The 17419-nt window shown below is 57.7% G+C and carries 12 protein-coding genes; 8 read left to right on the forward strand and 4 right to left on the reverse strand.

The window, feature by feature from the left end; all coding sequences use genetic code 11:
* Positions 1–18 precede the first annotated feature (18 nt).
* The 3 genes from WH50_RS02625 to WH50_RS02635 are packed head-to-tail and all read right to left on the reverse strand — an operon-like array spanning position 19 to position 3973.
* The gene (locus WH50_RS02625; RefSeq protein WP_110185898.1) at positions 19–2046 is read right to left on the reverse strand and encodes a transglutaminase TgpA family protein; all 2028 of its coding nucleotides are present in this window, start codon (positions 2044–2046) and stop codon (positions 19–21) included.
* Positions 2043–3035 (reverse strand): DUF58 domain-containing protein, encoded by a 993-nt coding sequence (locus WH50_RS02630; RefSeq protein ID WP_110185899.1) that lies wholly within the window; start codon positions 3033–3035, stop codon positions 2043–2045. The genes WH50_RS02625 and WH50_RS02630 overlap by 4 nt, the downstream gene beginning before the upstream one ends.
* Positions 3035–3973 (reverse strand): AAA family ATPase, encoded by a 939-nt coding sequence (locus WH50_RS02635; RefSeq protein WP_110185900.1) that lies wholly within the window; start codon positions 3971–3973, stop codon positions 3035–3037. Before WH50_RS02635 ends, WH50_RS02630 begins: the two co-directional genes overlap by 1 nt.
* Positions 3974–4559: 586 nt before the next feature.
* Here WH50_RS02635 and hemB point away from each other — a divergent pair.
* The 3 genes from hemB to WH50_RS02650 all read left to right on the forward strand — a co-directional run bounded on the left by hemB (position 4560) and on the right by WH50_RS02650 (position 8527).
* Entirely contained in the window at positions 4560–5570 is a 1011-nt protein-coding gene (hemB, locus tag WH50_RS02640; RefSeq protein ID WP_110185901.1) for a porphobilinogen synthase, read from the forward strand.
* A gap of 65 nt (positions 5571–5635) precedes the next feature.
* Entirely contained in the window at positions 5636–7849 is a 2214-nt protein-coding gene (gene ppk1, locus WH50_RS02645; protein WP_243409964.1) for a polyphosphate kinase 1, read from the forward strand.
* Positions 7850–8026: 177 nt separating this feature from the next.
* Positions 8027–8527 carry a CreA family protein gene (locus WH50_RS02650; protein WP_341476817.1) on the forward strand — a complete coding sequence of 167 codons (501 nt, stop codon included), beginning with the start codon at positions 8027–8029 and terminating at the stop codon, positions 8525–8527.
* An 83-nt stretch (positions 8528–8610) separates the two neighbouring features.
* Here the strand turns inward: WH50_RS02650 and ppx are convergent, their stop codons facing one another.
* Positions 8611–10134: an exopolyphosphatase gene (gene ppx, locus WH50_RS02655; protein WP_110185903.1), complete on the reverse strand. Its 1524-nt coding sequence runs from the start codon at positions 10132–10134 to the stop codon at positions 8611–8613.
* A 239-nt stretch (positions 10135–10373) separates the two neighbouring features.
* On the opposite strand from ppx, the gene trxA reads away from it, so the two are divergent.
* The 5 genes from trxA to parC all read left to right on the forward strand — a co-directional run bounded on the left by trxA (position 10374) and on the right by parC (position 17355).
* Complete coding sequence (gene trxA, locus WH50_RS02660) at positions 10374–10697, forward strand: thioredoxin TrxA (protein ID WP_104152171.1); 324 nt, start codon at positions 10374–10376, stop codon at positions 10695–10697.
* Positions 10698–11123: 426 nt separating this feature from the next.
* Positions 11124–12383, forward strand: coding sequence for a transcription termination factor Rho (rho, locus tag WH50_RS02665; RefSeq protein ID WP_104152170.1), 1260 nt, complete (start codon positions 11124–11126; stop codon positions 12381–12383).
* Positions 12384–12505: 122 nt separating this feature from the next.
* Positions 12506–13978, forward strand: coding sequence for a 4-hydroxy-3-polyprenylbenzoate decarboxylase (ubiD, locus tag WH50_RS02670; protein ID WP_110185904.1), 1473 nt, complete (start codon positions 12506–12508; stop codon positions 13976–13978).
* A gap of 183 nt (positions 13979–14161) precedes the next feature.
* The gene (locus WH50_RS02675) at positions 14162–14884 is read left to right on the forward strand and encodes an NAD(P)H-flavin reductase (RefSeq protein WP_165838280.1); all 723 of its coding nucleotides are present in this window, start codon (positions 14162–14164) and stop codon (positions 14882–14884) included.
* 209 nt (positions 14885–15093) lie between these two features.
* Positions 15094–17355 (forward strand): DNA topoisomerase IV subunit A, encoded by a 2262-nt coding sequence (parC, locus tag WH50_RS02680; protein WP_110185906.1) that lies wholly within the window; start codon positions 15094–15096, stop codon positions 17353–17355.
* Positions 17356–17419 lie beyond the last annotated feature (64 nt).

A 17419-nucleotide genomic window follows, 5' to 3' on the forward strand; every position in this document is an offset into this window, starting at 1 on the left:
CCGGATTCACCCGCATGGTTACGATCTGCCTGTCGGGGCAGGGCGTTGGCGCAACAGGCGTATGAGGGTGCGATAGGCATGGCGCAGTCTGGCCGCAGACACCTGCTGGCCGGGCTGGTAGAGCCGCTGTTGCAGCAGTGCGAAAAAGCCATCGATGGCGGGTTGCTGAGCGGGATAGGCCTCCATCAGCATCTGGGCCAGATGCTGTGGCGTCATGCTCATGCTGGCCGTCAGCCCTCGCTGTGCCATGCGTGTACACAGCTGTTCCAGCAGCTGTACTTCCAGTGCCTTGGGCTGGCGCCGCCAGACACCGCTGATGGTGGCAAAGGCGGTAAACAGGCCGAGCAGAGCGGCCAACGGCCACAGCCAGTGACGCCAGTCGCTGCTGAAAAAGCTTTGCAGTTGCTGCCACAGCTGGAATTGCTGGTTGCTGCCGTAGTTGACCACCGCCCGTTGCCAGGCGTACTGCCAGGCATCCATCTGCTGTCTGGCCAGCTGCAGCCAGGGCAGGGCATGCAGAGTGCGGCGCAGTAAGGGCGCGCCTTCCATATCGGCCAGCTGATCGGTGCTGCGTTCGATACGATCCGGTGCCACCATGGCCGTCGGATCGAGCCGCTGCCAGCCTTTGTCACTCACCCAGGCTTCGGCCCAGGCATGAGCTTCTGCCTGACGGACGGTGAGAAAGTTGCCGCGACCATTCCACTCCCCGCCCTGATAGCCGACGACCAGCCGGGTCGGAATGCCAGCAGCGCGCAGCAGATAAACCAGACTGCCCGCGAAGTGAGCGCAGAAGCCTCGCTGTCCGTCGAACATGAAGTCATCAATGCTATTGAGCCCGCTGTAGGTCGGCGGCGTCAGGGTGTAGGTGAACGGCTGCTGACGGTAGAGCGCCATGGCGGCCTGCAGTAACAGTGCGTCGTCGTTGTAACGGTGTCGCAGCTGCTCGGCCAGCGTGCGGGTGCGGGGGTTGCCCATGGCGGGCAGTTGCAGGCTCTGCCGTTTCAGCCAGTCAGGCAGCAGGCGGTCACGCGGGCTGTCAGGGTAGCTGCGCAGCCGTAGTCCGAGGGTGTCGTCCAGACGCTTGCTGGCCTGCAGGGTATCGTCATAGCTGACCGTGGCCTGGCCCTGCAGTATTTCTGCCGGAGCCAGGGCAAACAGCCAGCGCTGGCCACTGGGCTGCATAATGAGTGAATAGCTGACCGCCTGACCGGGGTCGGCATCGGCCAGCGTGCGCAGCTGTGTCTGTGCCAGCTGCTGTTGCTGACTCGGGCCGGGAAAGGGCGCCGGTACCCAGGCACTGCCGTCGTAACGGTTCAGCACCAGACCACGCCAGTACAACTGACGCTGGGCAGGGGGCGCACCATCAAAACTGACCTGAAAGGCCAGTTCGTTGGACTGCGCCAGACTGGCCAGCTCACCGGGTGCCACGCGATCGCTGATGCCCGTCAGACCCTGACCACTTTGCAGGGGCATGGTCCACAGTGGCGGCAGGCGTGGAAATACCAGATACAGCACCACCATCAGTGGCAGACTCTGGGCCATCAGCACAGCCGCTCTGCTGAAGCAGGGCTGCCATGGCGAACGTCGCTGCAGTGGCGGCTGATGCAAGTGCAGCAGGGTGGCCAGGAGTATCCACAGGCAGAAAATCACATAGCAGCTGGCCCACAGCGACTGGTCAAACAGAAAACTGCAGGCCAGCACAAAGCTGCCCGCGAAGATCACCACCAGACCATCACGGCGTGAGCCTACCTCCAGGGTCTTCAGGGCAAAGCCACTGGCCAGCAGGGCGACGACCCCTTCCATGGTTCGTAATGACAGATGGGTGAAATAGAACACGGCGATGCAGGCACCGATCAGCAGCAGCTTGACCGGCAGTGGCGGCATCTGCCAGGCATGGCGCGGGCGTGACAAGCGCCAGCCGGCACAGCTCAGCAGAATCCCCAGCAGCCACAACGGCAGATGGGGAGCGAGGCTCAGCATCACCGCCAGTTGCATCAGGCTGAGGCTATACAGCTGCGGGCGCTGCAGCAGTCCGCCGCCGTTCATCGGGGTTCCTCCAGTCCGTACAGGGCCAGCGCTTTTAAACAGGTCGCCTGATGAGCCGTGCCGTGCCGCGGCGCAAATTGCTGATTGGGCAGGCGCAGCCCGTAAGACTGGTGAAGCTGTTCCATCCGCAGGATTTCACTGCACAGTTGTGACAATCGGGCTTCGCTGCCGGGGCCGGGCATTGCCTGCCAGTCCAGCCAGTCATGCTGACGCAGACTCTGGCTGAAGGTGCGACTGTAGAGGCGACCGCTGCGAGCGTAGGCTGGCCAGTGGATGCGACGCAGACTGTCGCCTGCCTGATAGCTGCGCAAACCATGGAAATCCTGACCGCCGGCACTGAGGGGCTGGCTGTCGCTGTGTTCGCTTTCACTGTCACTGCTGAGGGCGGGCGGCACCGCCATCGGAGCCGGGTAGACCAGTGCCTGCCAGTCGAAGATCAGGTAGGTCCAGGCCCGAATCAAGCCGCCGGGATAGGTGGTCTGCAGGGTGAGCCGTGGTGGACGCAGCCAGCCGCGCTGGGTTGCCGGGTAGGGCAGATCGACGCTCTGGCTGGCATGGTTGAGCAAATCGACACTGATCGCCGGTCCGCCGGGCCAGGATAACGCCAGTACACAGCCACTCTGCTTCGCTTCCCGCTGCAGATGCAGACGGAATAGCGCCGTTTCCCCGGCAAAGCAGGGCTGGCCGGGCAACGTATGTACCTGCAAACCATGCAGACCACGGTAGGTGTGCAAAGTCAGGAGCAGCATGATGGTCGCCAGCCAGAAACACAGACCATAGATCAGCGCATTCTGGAAGTTGATCGCCAGCAATAGCAGCAGCACCAGTAGCGCGATAAAACCCAGCCCGCTGCGGCTGGGCAGAATGAAGATGCGGCGCTGATCGAGACGCACGCGGTCATGGCTGGCCAGACGCTGACGGCTCCAGTCCTGCCAGTAGCGGCGCCAGCTGAGGAGCAGGGAAGGCGGGTTCTGCAGCCAGGAGCGCATCAGGCGACCACCTGTACCTGTTGCAGGCAGAGGCGGGCCAGGTGGGCGCCGGGCTGGTCCCCTGTGCCGTGCAGACGATGCCCGGCCACCGCAACGAATACCGCCTGCACGTCATCGGGCAGCACATAGTCGCGCCCGCTCAGCAGTGACCAGCTGCGGGCGGCCCGCAGCAATGCCTGAGCCGCACGCGGTGACAGGCCCAGTTCAATCTGTTCGTGCTGGCGGGTGTAATTGACCAGACGCTGGACATAGTCCAGCAGCCCTTCACTGACGCTCGCGTGCTGGACATCCTGCTGCAGCAGCTGCAGCTGTTCGGCACTCAGCACAGGCTGCAGGCTGTGCAGGGCTTCGCGGCCGGAATCACCGCGCAGCAGGCGTCGCTCAGCCGCCGGATCGGGATAGCCGAGCGACAGGCGCATCAGAAAGCGATCCAGCTGGGATTCAGGCAGGGGATAGGTACCGGCATGGTGCTGGGGGTTCTGGGTGGCAATGACAAAGAAGGGTTGCGGCAGCGGCCAGCTTTCGCCTTCGATGCTGACCTGATATTCCTCCATGGCCTCCAGCAGAGCGCTCTGTGCCTTGGGCGTCGCCCGGTTGAGCTCATCGGCCAGGACCACCTGACTGAAAATAGGGCCGGGATGAAAGCGAAAATGCTGCTGCTCAGGGTGATAGACCGATGCGCCCAGTATGTCGGCGGGCAGCAGATCGCTGGTGAACTGGATGCGGCGATAACTGAGCCCGAATACTTTGGCCAGAGCATGAGACAGGGTGGTCTTGCCCATCCCCGGCAAGTCTTCCAGCAGCAGATGGCCGTTTGCCAGCAGGCAGGTAGCGGCCAGCTTGAGCGTTAGCTCCTTGCCAAGAATGATCTGATTTAACGCCGGCAACAGGGTGTCGCGCAGGGTGGCGACGGGCACAGAGGATGGGGCTAGGGTCATAGTGCTCTCAATAGTCGGCATAGAAGAACGTGTTCATGAGTTGCTGCACATCGGCCATACGGTGTTGAAAGGTGGAAGCTCATCCGTGTCTGCAGCCCTGTGTCACGGATATAAAGGCGCTACCTCAGCGCTTTTCGCCCTGTCTGGCTCGTGAATACGTTCTGGGGCTGATCCTGTTTCCTTTATAGAGTCGGACTCCGGCACCGATCAACCCTCTTTGCACTAATCCGTGGCGCGGTGGCGGATTCGTCCTGCCAGCAGGCTGCTAATTCGCGCCAATATGTTTCTTGTCATAGGGAAGCTGCGGGCAAGGGTCTACAATTCGGCATCACTTTACGGCAATGATCTGGAACCGGCAGGCACGGCAAGCTGACTGCGCTATGTGAACAGTGGCGGTTAATGGGTGGCTTGGCGCTGTTGCGACCAGTCGCCAGCCGCAATAACGGTATTCACCCGGTTTCATGACCCGTGGCGAGGATGAACTATCCTTGCAACTGGCGGCCTCAGGCGTATTCTTGCCGGGCCATGTCATGCTGCTGTCATAATTTTGTCAAAGAATAGAGCCCGTGCGTGTAGGAGGCCTCAAGTGCGTTTTAATTCCAGCCAGCGTTTTTATCCGGAAACCCGTATGCGCCGTAATCGAGCGGATGATTTTTCCCGCCGACTGGTGCGTGAGAACGTGCTGACTACCAACGATCTGATCTACCCGGTATTTATCCTTGAGGGTGACAACCAGCGTGAGCCGGTGGCCTCCATGCCCGGCGTTGAGCGGATGAGTATCGACTTGCTGGTGCGTGAAGCCAAAGAGCTGGTCAGTCTGGGTATCCCGGCCATGGCACTGTTTCCGGTCACCCCTGCTCATCTGAAAAGCGAGCTGGCCGAAGAGTCCTACAATCCTGACGGCCTGGCCCAGCGTGCCACCCGCGCCATCAAGGACGCCTGCCCTGAACTGGGCATCATTACTGATGTGGCTCTGGACCCGTTCACCACCCATGGTCTGGACGGCATCATCGACGCCAGCGGTTATGTCCTGAATGACCGTACTGTCGATACGCTGATTCGTCAGGCGCTGTCCCATGCCGAAGCCGGTGCCGACATCGTGGCACCTTCCGACATGATGGATGGGCGTATCGGCGGTATCCGTGATGAGCTGGAAGAAAACGGCCACATCAATACCCGCATCATGGCCTATTCCGCCAAGTATGCCTCAGCCTACTACGGCCCTTTCCGTGATGCGGTGGGCTCAGCCGCCAACCTCGGCAAAGGCAACAAATTTACCTTCCAGATGGACCCTGCCAACTCCGACGAAGCACTGCATGAAGTGGCACTGGATCTGGCGGAAGGCGCTGACATGGTGATGGTCAAGCCCGGCATGCCTTATCTGGATATTGTGCGTCGCGTGAAGGATGAGTTTGGTGTGCCTACCTTCGTTTATCAGGTTTCTGGCGAGTACGCCATGCACATGGCCGCCGGGCAGAATGGCTGGATTGACGCCGATGCCTGCCTGATGGAAGCGCTGGTAGGGATGAAGCGAGCAGGCGCGGATGGCATCCTGACCTACTTTGCCAAGCGCGCGGCGCAACTGATTAACAACTGACGCAGAAAGCCCGGCTACGGGAGGCCGGGCTGCTGTCAACGATAAGAGTTTAAGTGAGGAGCGCTATGAACACGGTCGCACAGGAAATGGTAGCGGAGCAGGTGCCCGCGGCGGTTGAAGAGCCTACTGCCGAACAGGATACCCTGCCGGCGGTGGAGCCGGAAAAGGACACCGTGGTTGAGGAAGTGGTCGAAGAGCCGGTGCCCAGCATCGATTTGTCTTCACCCGAGCTGTATATCAACCGCCACCTCAGCCATCTGCACTTCAACATTCGTGTGCTGGAGCAGGCTCTGGATGAGCGTTACCCGCTGCTTGAGCGTTTGCAGTTCCTGCTGATCTTCTCCAGCAACCTGGATGAGTTCTTTGAGATCAAGGTGGCCGAGTTACAGCGTCAGGTACGCTTCGGACGTGAAAAGGTCGGTCCTGATGGCCTGCAGCCACACGAAGTCCTGCGCCGTATTCGTGAAATGTGCCATGAGCAGACCAAGCGTCAGTACGAGATCCTCAATGACACGCTGATCCCGCAGTTGCAGACGGAAAATATCCGTTTCCTGCGCCGTCGCGAATGGACCAAGGCACAGCGTGAGTGGATTCGTGAATACTTCTTCAACACCCTGATGCCGGTCATGACGCCCATCGGGCTGGACCCGGCGCACCCCTTCCCGCGTCTGGTCAACAAGAGTCTGAACTTTATCGTGGCACTGGAAGGGAAGGATGCCTTCGGTCGTGATTCAGGCATGGCCATTATTCCTGCTCCGCGCTCCATGCCGCGCCTGATTCGTCTGCCCGATGAACTCTGCCGCGGTGGTGACAATCTGGTGTTCCTGTCATCGGTGATTCACGCCTTTGCTGACGAGCTGTTCCCCGGCATGGAAGTGCTGGGTTGCTACCAGTTCCGCCTGACCCGTAACGCGGACCTCGATTTTGACTCGGAAGAAGTCGACGATCTGGCCCGCGCCCTGAAGGGTGAACTGCAGCATCGCCAGTTTGGTCAGGCGGTACGTCTGGAAGTGGCGGATAACTGCCCCGAGGACATGATTGCCTTCCTGCTCAAGGAGTTTGGTCTGGGCGAGACCGAGCTGTACAAGGTCAATGGCCCGGTCAACCTGACGCGTATGGGCGCGGTGCGAGAGCTGGTGAACCGTTCTGAGCTGAGCTACGCCTCATTCTCGCCCGGTCTGCCCAAGCGCCTGCGTGATCGCAAGTCCATGTTTGAGACCCTGCGCCAGCGTGACCTGCTGCTGCAGCATCCCTTCGAGTCCTTCACTCCTGTAGTCGATCTGCTGCGTGAAGCCGCCCGTGATCCCAAGGTGCTGGCGGTCAAGCAGACCCTGTACCGCACGGGTAATAATTCGGAAATCGTCGCGGCGCTGATTGAAGCAGCACGTAACGGCAAGGAAGTGACCGCTGTTATTGAGATCCGTGCCCGCTTCGATGAGGAGAACAACCTCAAGCTCGCCAGCCTGTTGCAGGAAGCCGGTGTGGTCGTGGTGTATGGCGTGGTGGGCTACAAGACTCACGCCAAGATCATGATGATCGTCCGTCAGGAAGATAACGAGCTGCGCCGTTATGTGCATCTCGGCACGGGTAACTATCACCAGGGCACTGCCCGTGTGTACACCGACTACAGTCTGCTGACCGCGGATCAGGAAGTAGGTGAAGATGTGCACAAAATCTTCCAGCAGCTGACCGGCATGGGCAAGATTCTGCGTCTGAGCAAGGTGCTGAATGCGCCGTTCTCGCTGCATCCCAAGATGGTGGAGTTCATTCTGCGGGAAATGCGCCATGCGCAAGCCGGCAAGGATGCGCACATTATCATCAAGGTCAACTCCATGACCGAGCCACGTTTGATTCGTACCCTCTATCGTGCTTCGCAAGCTGGGGTGAAAATTGATCTGATCGTGCGTGGTATGTGCTCATTGCGCCCTGGTGTACCTGGGGTGTCAGAGAATATCCGTGTGCGTTCTATCATCGGTCGCTTCCTTGAGCACAGCCGGGTGTGCTACTTCCTCAATGACGGTGCGTCGGAAATCTATGCTGCCAGTGCCGACTGGATGGAGCGCAACATGCTCTACCGTGTGGAAACCTGTTTCCCCATGGAGCCATTGCGTGTCGCGCCGCGTGTGAAGAAAGACCTGGACCTGTATCTGGAAGACAATACTCAGGCATGGGAGCTGCAACAGGATGGTTCCTATGTGAGAGTGCAGATGCAGGAAGGCGAAGAACCCATTTCCGCCCAGCAGATCCTGCTGGAACGTCTGGCCGCCGCAGCTAACTGATTATTGTCGTCAACCTTTTACCCAAGTAAGCCGGTGCCTCAGGGCACCGGCTTTTTTACGTCTGTTGATGCCGGTGATGTGTGGCGTGTGTGATAAGGTCGGTGGCTGTTATGCCGTCTGTGCTGGCGTATCGTGCCCCATACGGACGACCAGAAGGTCTTGGAAGGGAGAGTTCAGGTGAAATCATGGCAACTGTCGACGGTTGTGCTGACAGCCGTAATGGCGCTGGGAGGCTGTTCAGACAAAAACGAGGTAGGAGATGTCAGCCTCGGGCTGTTCACCACCAAGGACATCAAGCTGGAAATGCTGTCTGACCCCAAAATCGAAGGTGTGACCTGCTATATCAGCCACATCAAGGCTGATTTGGATCTGGCTGATCCATCGGATATGTCCATTGCCTGTCGTCAGACCGGGCCGATCACGCTGCAGATGCTGCAGGGCATTGATCGTTCAAAGAGTGGTGAGGTGATTTTCTCGACATCGAAAAGTGTACTGTTCAAAAGCCTGAAAGTACGGCGCATCTATGATGAGGCTAACCGGACACTGCTCTATGTCAGCTATTCCACCAAGGAAAGCAATGGCAGCCCCAAGCACTCGCTGTCGGCCGTCCCCTTGTGGGGCAACCCGGTGTGGGAGCAGCTTGAGCAACAGAAACGCGAAGTACAGAGCAAAAACTGATTCAGCCTGACGGGCTGATAAAGGGAAGGTGGTGACGTTCGCAAATGCGGTCGTCACCATTCAGAGGAGTGGGGCGCTGCGCCTCAGGCGATCTCCAACACCATACCTGCATCACGCCAATAGCTGGCCTCTTCGGTCAGTTCGTCACGGGTAAGCGGACGACTGTCCAACCAGCCGACCGGGAAGGACACGGTAACCTTGTTGCCATCGACACTGAGCGTGAATGCCGGCTGGCGCTGTTTGTTGCGATTACGATGCAGCAGGACTGACAGCCGCAGCAGCAGACAGAGTTTGAAGCAGGCTTCACGGTAGTTGCCCGGCAGAGATTCGAATACGCTCTTGCTGATCTTGCGGCGATGGCAGCGCACCAGACTGGCCAGCGCCATTTGCTCCTGTTTGGTAAAACCCGCCAGATCGGCATTTTCCAGAATATAAGCACCATGCTTGTGGAAGTTGGAGTGGGCAATGGCCAGTCCCATCTCGTGGACCCGGGCGGCCCAGCTCAGCAGGCTGTGGAACTCTTCTTCGTCCAGCAGCTTCCAGTGTGGTTTCACCTGCGCCAGCGCGATCAGGGCTGAGTTTTCCACGCGTGCTGCCTGACGGCGGTCGACATGATAGCGGCGCATCTGCACATCAACGGTCTGCTCACGGATGTCCTCATGGTGCATACGGCCGAGCATGTCATACAGCAGGCCTTCACGCAGGGCGCCATCAGACTTGCGCATCAGCGTAATATCGAGGCTGAAGAAGGTGGCCCACAGTATGGCCAGACCTGCTGGCAGCAAATGCTGGCGGTCAGGTTTGAGACCTTCGAACTTCAGCTCGCTGATATGCTTGCAGGTCATCACCTTTTTGCGCAGCTTTTGCAGCGCCTCGGGGGTAATACCCTCAGTAGTCCAGCCTTGCGCAACGCAGATGGCTTCAATGGATTTGATGGTGCCGGAGGAGCCAATTACGCTGTTCCAGCCAACCCGACGGAACTGGTTGCGGATCGTCATCAGCTCACGCTGAGCAGCTGACACAGCACGGCGGAAGGCTTTGTCGGAAATGACGCCATCGGCGAAAAAGCGCTGGTTATAGGAAACACATCCCATATGCAGGCTTTCAAGATGCATCGGCTCGAAACGTTCGCCAATGATGAACTCGGTTGAGCCGCCGCCAATGTCGATGACCAGACGACGGCCTTTGTCATCGGCCAGCGCATGGGCTGCGCCCAGATAAATCAGGCGTGCTTCCTCACGACCGGCAATGACTTCGATGGGGTGCTGCATGACTTCTTCAGCACGCAGGATGAATTCTTCACGGTTGCGGGCTGCACGCAGGGCATTGGTGCCAACAATCTTGACCGCTGTCTTGGGCATACCAGCAATGCGCTGGGCAAAGCGAGTCATGCACTCCAGACCACGCTGTATGGCCTCTTCTGACAGGTGGTCCTGATCATCCAGGCCAGCTGCAAGCTGCACCTTTTCACCCATCTTGTCGACGATCTGGATGTCATCCTGCACCAGGCGGGCCAATACCATGTGAAAACTGTTGGAGCCTAGATCGATTGCGGCGACGAGAGGTGAATCAGTGGTGTCTTGAGAAAAAAGCGTATCAACTACCATCGTTTCCCTTGAAATAGCTTGGGCAGGCCATATTTAAGGAGTCACTGATTGTAGAGGCATTAGAACTGCTGCCTTTCAGACAGGCTCCTGAATGAGTCGTAGAGTAGCAGAATAGCCTTTAAACCCAAGCAAAAATTATCTTCTGGTCGTCCCATATCATGCTTTTGACCTCTTTGTTGTCGATGCTAAGATGTTGACCAGTCGCCTTTGCTAAGTCCATCCATCTGGAGACAAGATTCATGAGCGAGATTGTTAACGTTTCTGATGCATCCTTCGAAGAAGAAGTGCTGAAGGCCGCTGGTCCTGTGCTGGTTGACTACTGGGCAGAGTGGTGTGGACCCTGCAAAATGATCGCTCCCGTACTGGCAGAAGTGGCCAAAGAGTACGGTGACCGCCTGAAAGTGTGCAAACTAAACATCGATGAAAACCCCGATACTGCGCCCAAGTTCGGTATTCGTGGCATTCCTACTCTGATGATTTTCAAGGATGGCAACGTCGAAGCCACCAAAGTTGGCGCACTGTCCAAGTCTCAGCTGAGCGCCTTCCTTGACGCTAACCTGTAATAGCGCAAGTGTTACAAGGGTTCTGCCTGTGCAGGACTCTTGTTGTTTATGATGTAGCCCGGATTCCCTGCCATATATCAACATCGGGCAGAAATTAGCGCGGAAATAAGCGCTCATTGAATAGACAGCCTGTTATTTTTTACCTATTATCGCTCAACCAGTCTGGACATCAGTCGTCGATATGTTCCTTTCCTCGGCACCAGTACTGATCTCCGTTACTAGCTACACATACTTATCGAGAAACTCGTTCTTTTAACCTCGCCTTGGTTTCTCCGGCGTCTTCTCAGTCATCTAAGACTTTGCTTTTCACCAGTCATTTGACCTCGATCTCGTTTCCGGAAGGCCTAAGCTACTCGTTATTCGTAGGCTGCATGGCGATCCCGTCCGTTATTTAACTGCGACCATTCGCGTCTCTGACTGCAAGTTATGAATCTAACCGAGCTCAAACAAAAACCTGTTCAAGAACTGCTGGAAATCGCCAACCAGATGGGCTTGGAAAACATGGCCCGTTCCCGTAAGCAGGATGTGATTTTTGCCATCCTCAAGTCGCACGCCAAGAGTGGCGAAGACATCTACGGTGATGGCGTTCTGGAAATCCTCCAGGATGGCTTTGGTTTCCTCCGCTCTGCCGACAGTTCCTACCTGGCAGGCCCAGACGACATCTACGTCTCGCCCAGCCAGATCCGCAGATTCAACCTGCGCAAGGGTGACAGCATCTCTGGCAAGATTCGCCCACCCAAGGATGGCGAGCGCTATTTCGCCCTTCTCAAGGTCAGCGAAATCAACTATGACCGCCCTGAAGCCTCCAAGAACAAAGTCCTGTTTGAAAACCTTACTCCCCTGTTCCCCAATGAGCGTTTGCTGCTTGAGCAGGGTAACGGCAGTACAGAAGACCTGACCTCCCGTGTAATTGATCTGATCTGCCCCATCGGTAAAGGCCAGCGTGCTCTGATCGTGTCACCTCCCAAAGCGGGTAAGACACTGATGCTGCAGACCATCGCCAACTCCATCTCGCGCAATAACCCTGAATGTTACCTGATCGTTCTGCTGATCGATGAGCGTCCTGAAGAGGTGACCGAGATGCAGCGTACCGTGCGCGGTGAAGTGGTGGCATCGACCTTCGACGAACCTCCTGCGCGTCACGTTCAGGTCGCAGAGATGGTTATCGAAAAAGCCAAACGTCTGGTTGAGCACAAGAAGGATGTTGTCATCCTGCTGGACTCCATCACGCGTCTGGCCCGTGCCTACAACACCGTTATTCCTTCCTCAGGTAAGGTACTGACCGGTGGTGTGGATGCCCATGCCCTGGAAAAACCCAAGCGCTTCTTTGGTGCTGCCCGTAACATCGAAGAGGGCGGCAGCCTGACCATCATCGCAACCGCGCTGGTGGATACTGGCTCGAAGATGGACGACGTTATCTTTGAAGAGTTCAAAGGTACGGGTAACGCGGAAATCCATCTGGATCGTCGTATTGCTGAGAAGCGTACCTTCCCGGCCATTAACATCCGTCGTTCCGGTACTCGCCGTGAAGACCTGCTGACCAGCGATGAAGAGCTGCAACGCATGTGGATTCTGCGCAAGCTGCTGGATCCGATGGAAGACGCTGCTGCTATCGAGTTTGTGCTCGACAAGCTGAAGGACTTCAAAACGAATGATGAGTTCTTCCTGTCCATGAAGCGGAACTGATCTGCCGGACCGCGAAAGCAACAGGTACCAATGCGTCGACAGGCGTATACAGAGAGGGTAAGCACTGCTTACCCTTTCGCTTATGTGAACCCATCACGTAGCAACCAGGACACTGTCACCCCATGAAATATCAGGACTTGCGCGATTTCATCCGTGAGCTGGAAGCACGCGGACAGCTCAAGCGCATCAAGGTCGAAGTTGACCCCTATCTGGAAATGACCGAAATCTGCGACCGCACATTACGTGCTGGTGGCCCGGCATTGCTGTTCGAGAATCCCAAGGGTTTTGACATCCCGGTACTGGCCAACCTGTTCGGTACGCCCGAGCGCGTGGCCTTGGGGATGGGCGCCGAGAATGTGGAAGCGCTGCGTGAAGTGGGTAAACTGCTGGCCTTCCTTAAAGAGCCCGAGCCACCCAAAGGCTTCAGGGATGCCTGGGAAAAACTGCCGATATTCAAGCAGGTCCTCAATATGGGGCCCAAGGTTGTGCGCTCCGCCCCCTGTCAGGAGGTGGTGCTGGAAGGGGATGCCGTTGATTTGCACAAGCTGCCCATCCAGACCTGCTGGCCGGGGGATGCGGCGCCGCTGGTCACCTGGCCGCTGGTTATTACTCGTGGCCCGGCCAAGGAGCGACAGAACCTTGGTATCTACCGGCAACAGCTGATCGGTCGTAACAAGCTGATCATGCGCTGGCTGGCTCACCGAGGTGGCGCACTGGATTTCCGCGAATGGTGCCAGGCTCATCCCGGCGAGCGATTCCCGGTAGCGGTGGCGCTGGGCGCTGATCCTGCCACTATTCTGGGAGCAGTGACACCGGTACCGGATACGCTGTCTGAATATGCCTTTGCAGGCTTGCTGCGCGGTAGCAAGACAGAGGTAGTGAAGTGTATCGGCAATGATCTGAGTGTGCCTGCCAGCGCGGAGTTTGTGCTGGAAGGCTATATCGAGCCCGGCGAAATGGCTGACGAAGGTCCCTTTGGCGACCATACCGGCTATTACAACGAGGTAGATCGCTTCCCGGTCTTTACCGTAGAACGTATCACCCATCGCAAGAAACCCATCTACCACAGTACCTACACTGGCCGTCCGCCGGATGAACCCGCTGTGTTGGGGGTGGCGCTGAATGAAGTATTTGTCCCCATCCTGCAGCGCCAGTTTCCTGAAATCGTCGATTTCTACCTGCCGCCAGAAGGCTGTTCCTACCGGCTGGCAGTGGTCAGTATGAAGAAGCAGTATCCCGGCCATGCCAAGCGGGTCATGCTGGGAGTGTGGTCGTTCCTGCGACAGTTCATGTATACCAAGTTTGTTATCGTGGTCGATGAAGACGTCAATACCCGTGACTGGAAGGACGTTATCTGGGCGATTACCACCCGTATGGATCCTGCTCGGGACACCGTGCTGATTGAAAATACCCCGATTGATTATCTCGACTTTGCCTCACCGGTGTCGGGGCTTGGGTCGAAGATGGGGATGGATGCGACCAACAAATGGCCGGGGGAAACCCAGCGTGAATGGGGCGAACCGATCAGGATGGACGACGCCGTCAAGCAGCGGGTGGATGATATCTGGCAGGAGCTGGGTATCGATTTAACATAGCCTGCACCCAGGTATTTGCTTGCATGATCTCTGCACAGGCCTGCTGGCTGTGTAGAATCATGCCACTTGTTAGCAGCGACATGCCGCCAGTCCAAGGGAAAAATGAGCGGATGCGACTGCACACCAGAAGCACACTACCCCGTTGGCCGTGACCGAGGGGCGAAAGAGTCAGAGGAATTGAGAGTGATAAAGCTGGAGTGCCAGATCGTCTGTGTAGACGCCATGAGCGATGATGTGTTTCGCGTGCGTTTGCAGGCACCCGATGTAGCGTGCCCCTATCAGGCCGGTCAGTATGTATTGCTGGAACTGGAAAGCGGCGAAAAGCCTGCCTTTTCGCTGGCCAGCAGCCCCGTTAACTGGCCTCAGCTGGAGCTGCATGTGCGTGTGATGGCAGGTAATGGCCTGTCTGGCCGGGTGGTGGCGCGCATGCAGGAAGGTGGCAGTATCAGCCTGCATGTGGCAGCGGGTGATGCCGTCTGGCAGGCGCCGCTGGATGCAGAAATTCCGCTGATCATGCTGGCAGCCTCCACCGGTTTTTCGCAGGCCAAGTCACTGGTCGAGACGGCACTGGCGGAAGCGGTACCTAACCCCATTTACATCTATTGGGGAGCGCGTGAAGCGGCTGATCTGTACTGGAGTGGTCTGCCTGAACTGTGGGCCAGTCAGCATGCCAATGTGCACTTTATTCCCGTGGTCAGCGATGGTCTGAACAGCGATGACTGGCAGGGCCGGACAGGTCTGGTGCACGAAGCCGTACTGGCTGACAAGCATGACCTGTCGCGTGCACTGGTGTGGGCCTGTGGCTCGCCGGGCATGGTCTATGCTGCCTTTGATGCTTTTACTCTGGAAGGTTTGCACAAGGCACAGATATTTTCTGATGTTTTTGCCTATGCGCCACGTGACTGAGTAAACCGTATCCTGGCCGGGTCAACAAAGGGCATCCATCGGGTGCCCTTTGCTTTTCTGAACATGTTGTTCTGAGGAGGCTTCTCCGAAGAAACCGGCAGCCGGCGAACTGAGCGGATTGCAGGAGCAAGGCGGTAAAAGCCTGTTCAAATCCACAGTGGTCACTATACAATGGCCCGGTTTGCAATGATTGGGCAGTGAAGGGGCTTATGACAGATAGCACGACTGATAACAGCTCGTTCGACAGCGGCGGGTTCGAGCGTTTACCCCTCAAGGCATATACCGAGAAGGCGTATCTGGACTACTCCATGTATGTCATTCTGGACCGCGCCTTGCCACATATCGGCGACGGCATGAAGCCGGTGCAGCGCCGTATCATTTATGCGATGTCCGAACTGGGGCTGAAAAACAGCGCCAAGTACAAGAAGTCGGCCCGTACCATCGGGGACGTGCTGGGTAAGTTCCACCCGCACGGCGACAGCGCCTGCTATGAAGCCATGGTGCTGATGGCGCAGCCTTTCTCCTACCGCTATCCACTGGTCGATGGTCAGGGTAACTGGGGCTCAGCTGATGATCCCAAGTCCTTTGCCGCCATGCGTTATACCGAAGCCCGTCTGGCTGCCTTTGCCGAGCTGTACCTGAGTGAGCTGGGGCAGGGCACGGTCGACTGGGGCCCCAACTTCGATGGGACGCTGGATGAGCCGCTGGTGTTGCCAGCCCGCTTGCCCGGTGTGCTGCTCAACGGTACGACCGGTATTGCCGTGGGTATGGCCACCGATATTCCTCCGCATAATGCCCGTGAAGTTGCCTCCGCCTGCATCCGCTTGCTGGATCAGCCACAGGCGACACTGGAAGATGTACTCACCCATATCAAGGGGCCGGATTACCCTACGGAAGCCGAGATCATCACGCCTCGTCGGGACTTGCTGGACATGTACCGACAGGGACGCGGCAGCGTCAAACTGCGTGCCCGCTATATCATCGAAGACGGTGACGTTGTGATTACCGCGTTACCGCATCAGGTCTCCGGTGCCAAGGTACTGGAGCAGATTGCGGCGCAGATGCAGGCCAAGAAGCTGCCGATGGTCGCGGATCTGCGCGATGAGTCAGATCACGAGAACCCCACGCGACTGGTCGTTATTCCGCGCTCCAATCGGGTAGATACCGATGCGCTGATGAATCACCTGTTCGCGACCACCGACCTGGAAAAGAGCTACCGGGTCAACCTCAATATGATCGGTCTGGACGGCCGCCCACAGGTCAAGGATCTGCTTGGTCTGCTGAAAGAGTGGCTGGTGTTCCGTGAAGGCACCGTACGCCGTCGTCTGGAATTCCGTCTCAACAAGGTCAATGATCGCCTGCATATCCTGGCAGGCTTGCTGATTGCCTATCTCAACATCGACGAAGTGATTGCCATCATCCGCCATGAGGATGAGCCCAAGGCCGAGCTGATTCGTCGTTTCGAGCTGTCAGAGATTCAGGCCGAAGCCATTCTGAACCTGCGCCTGCGTCATCTGGCCAAGCTGGAAGAGTTCCAGATCCGTACCGAGCAGGAAGAGCTGGAGGCGGAGCGCAAGCATCTGGAGCATCTGCTGTCTGATCAGGCTGCGCTGCGTGGTCTGATCAAGCAGGAGCTGACCGACGATGCTGAAAAATATGGCGACGCCCGCCGTTCACCGATCAAGGAGCGGGAAGAGGCCAAAGCCTTCAGCGAGACGGACCTGCTGAGTAATGAGCCGGTGACCGTGGTGCTGTCCAAGCAGGGCTGGATTCGCTCCGCCAAGGGCCACGACGTTGATGCTGAAGGCTTGAGTTACAAGAGCGGTGATGCCTTTATGCTGGCAGTCAAAGGCCGCAGTAACCAGCCTACGGTGCTGTTCGATAACCATGGTCGGGCCTACACCCTGGCGACCCATACGCTGCCTTCTGCCAGAGGGCAGGGTGAACCGCTGACCGGCCATATCAAGCTGGATAGTGGTGGCCAGATCGTGCATGCCTGTCTGGCTGACGATAAGCACAAGGTGTTGCTGGCCAGCGATGCAGGCTATGGATTCGTAACCGAAATGGCCGAGCTGACCGGTAAGAACCGGGCGGGCAAGGCGGTGCTCAGTTTGCCGAGTAACAGCCAGATGCTGGCGCCGGCACTGATTCCGTCCGGGGAGGAGTTGCAGGTGGTGGCAGTCAGTAATGAAGGCCGCATGCTGGTGTTCCCGCTGGCGGAGCTGCCTGAACTGGCCAAAGGCAAAGGCAACAAGATGATCAATATTCCCTCGGCCCGTTCTGAGGCTCGTGAGGAGTTTGTTGTTGCCGCCATGGTCATGCCGAAGACGGCAGTGCTGATCATCACCAGTGGTAAGCGTGATATGCGTATCAAGGCCGATGACCTTGATCATTATCGCGGAGAGCGCGGACGGCGTGGCAGCATGCTGCCCCGTGGCTATCAGCGTGTGGATGCTCTGGGCTGGGAGTAATCCCCCAAAGCGTTTCTACGGTTGGTATATGCAGCAGAAAGGGCACCTCGGGTGCCCTTTCTGC

It is taken from the genome of Pokkaliibacter plantistimulans (assembly GCF_003194385.1).
GTDB classification, from domain to species: domain Bacteria; phylum Pseudomonadota; class Gammaproteobacteria; order Pseudomonadales; family Balneatricaceae; genus Pokkaliibacter; species Pokkaliibacter plantistimulans.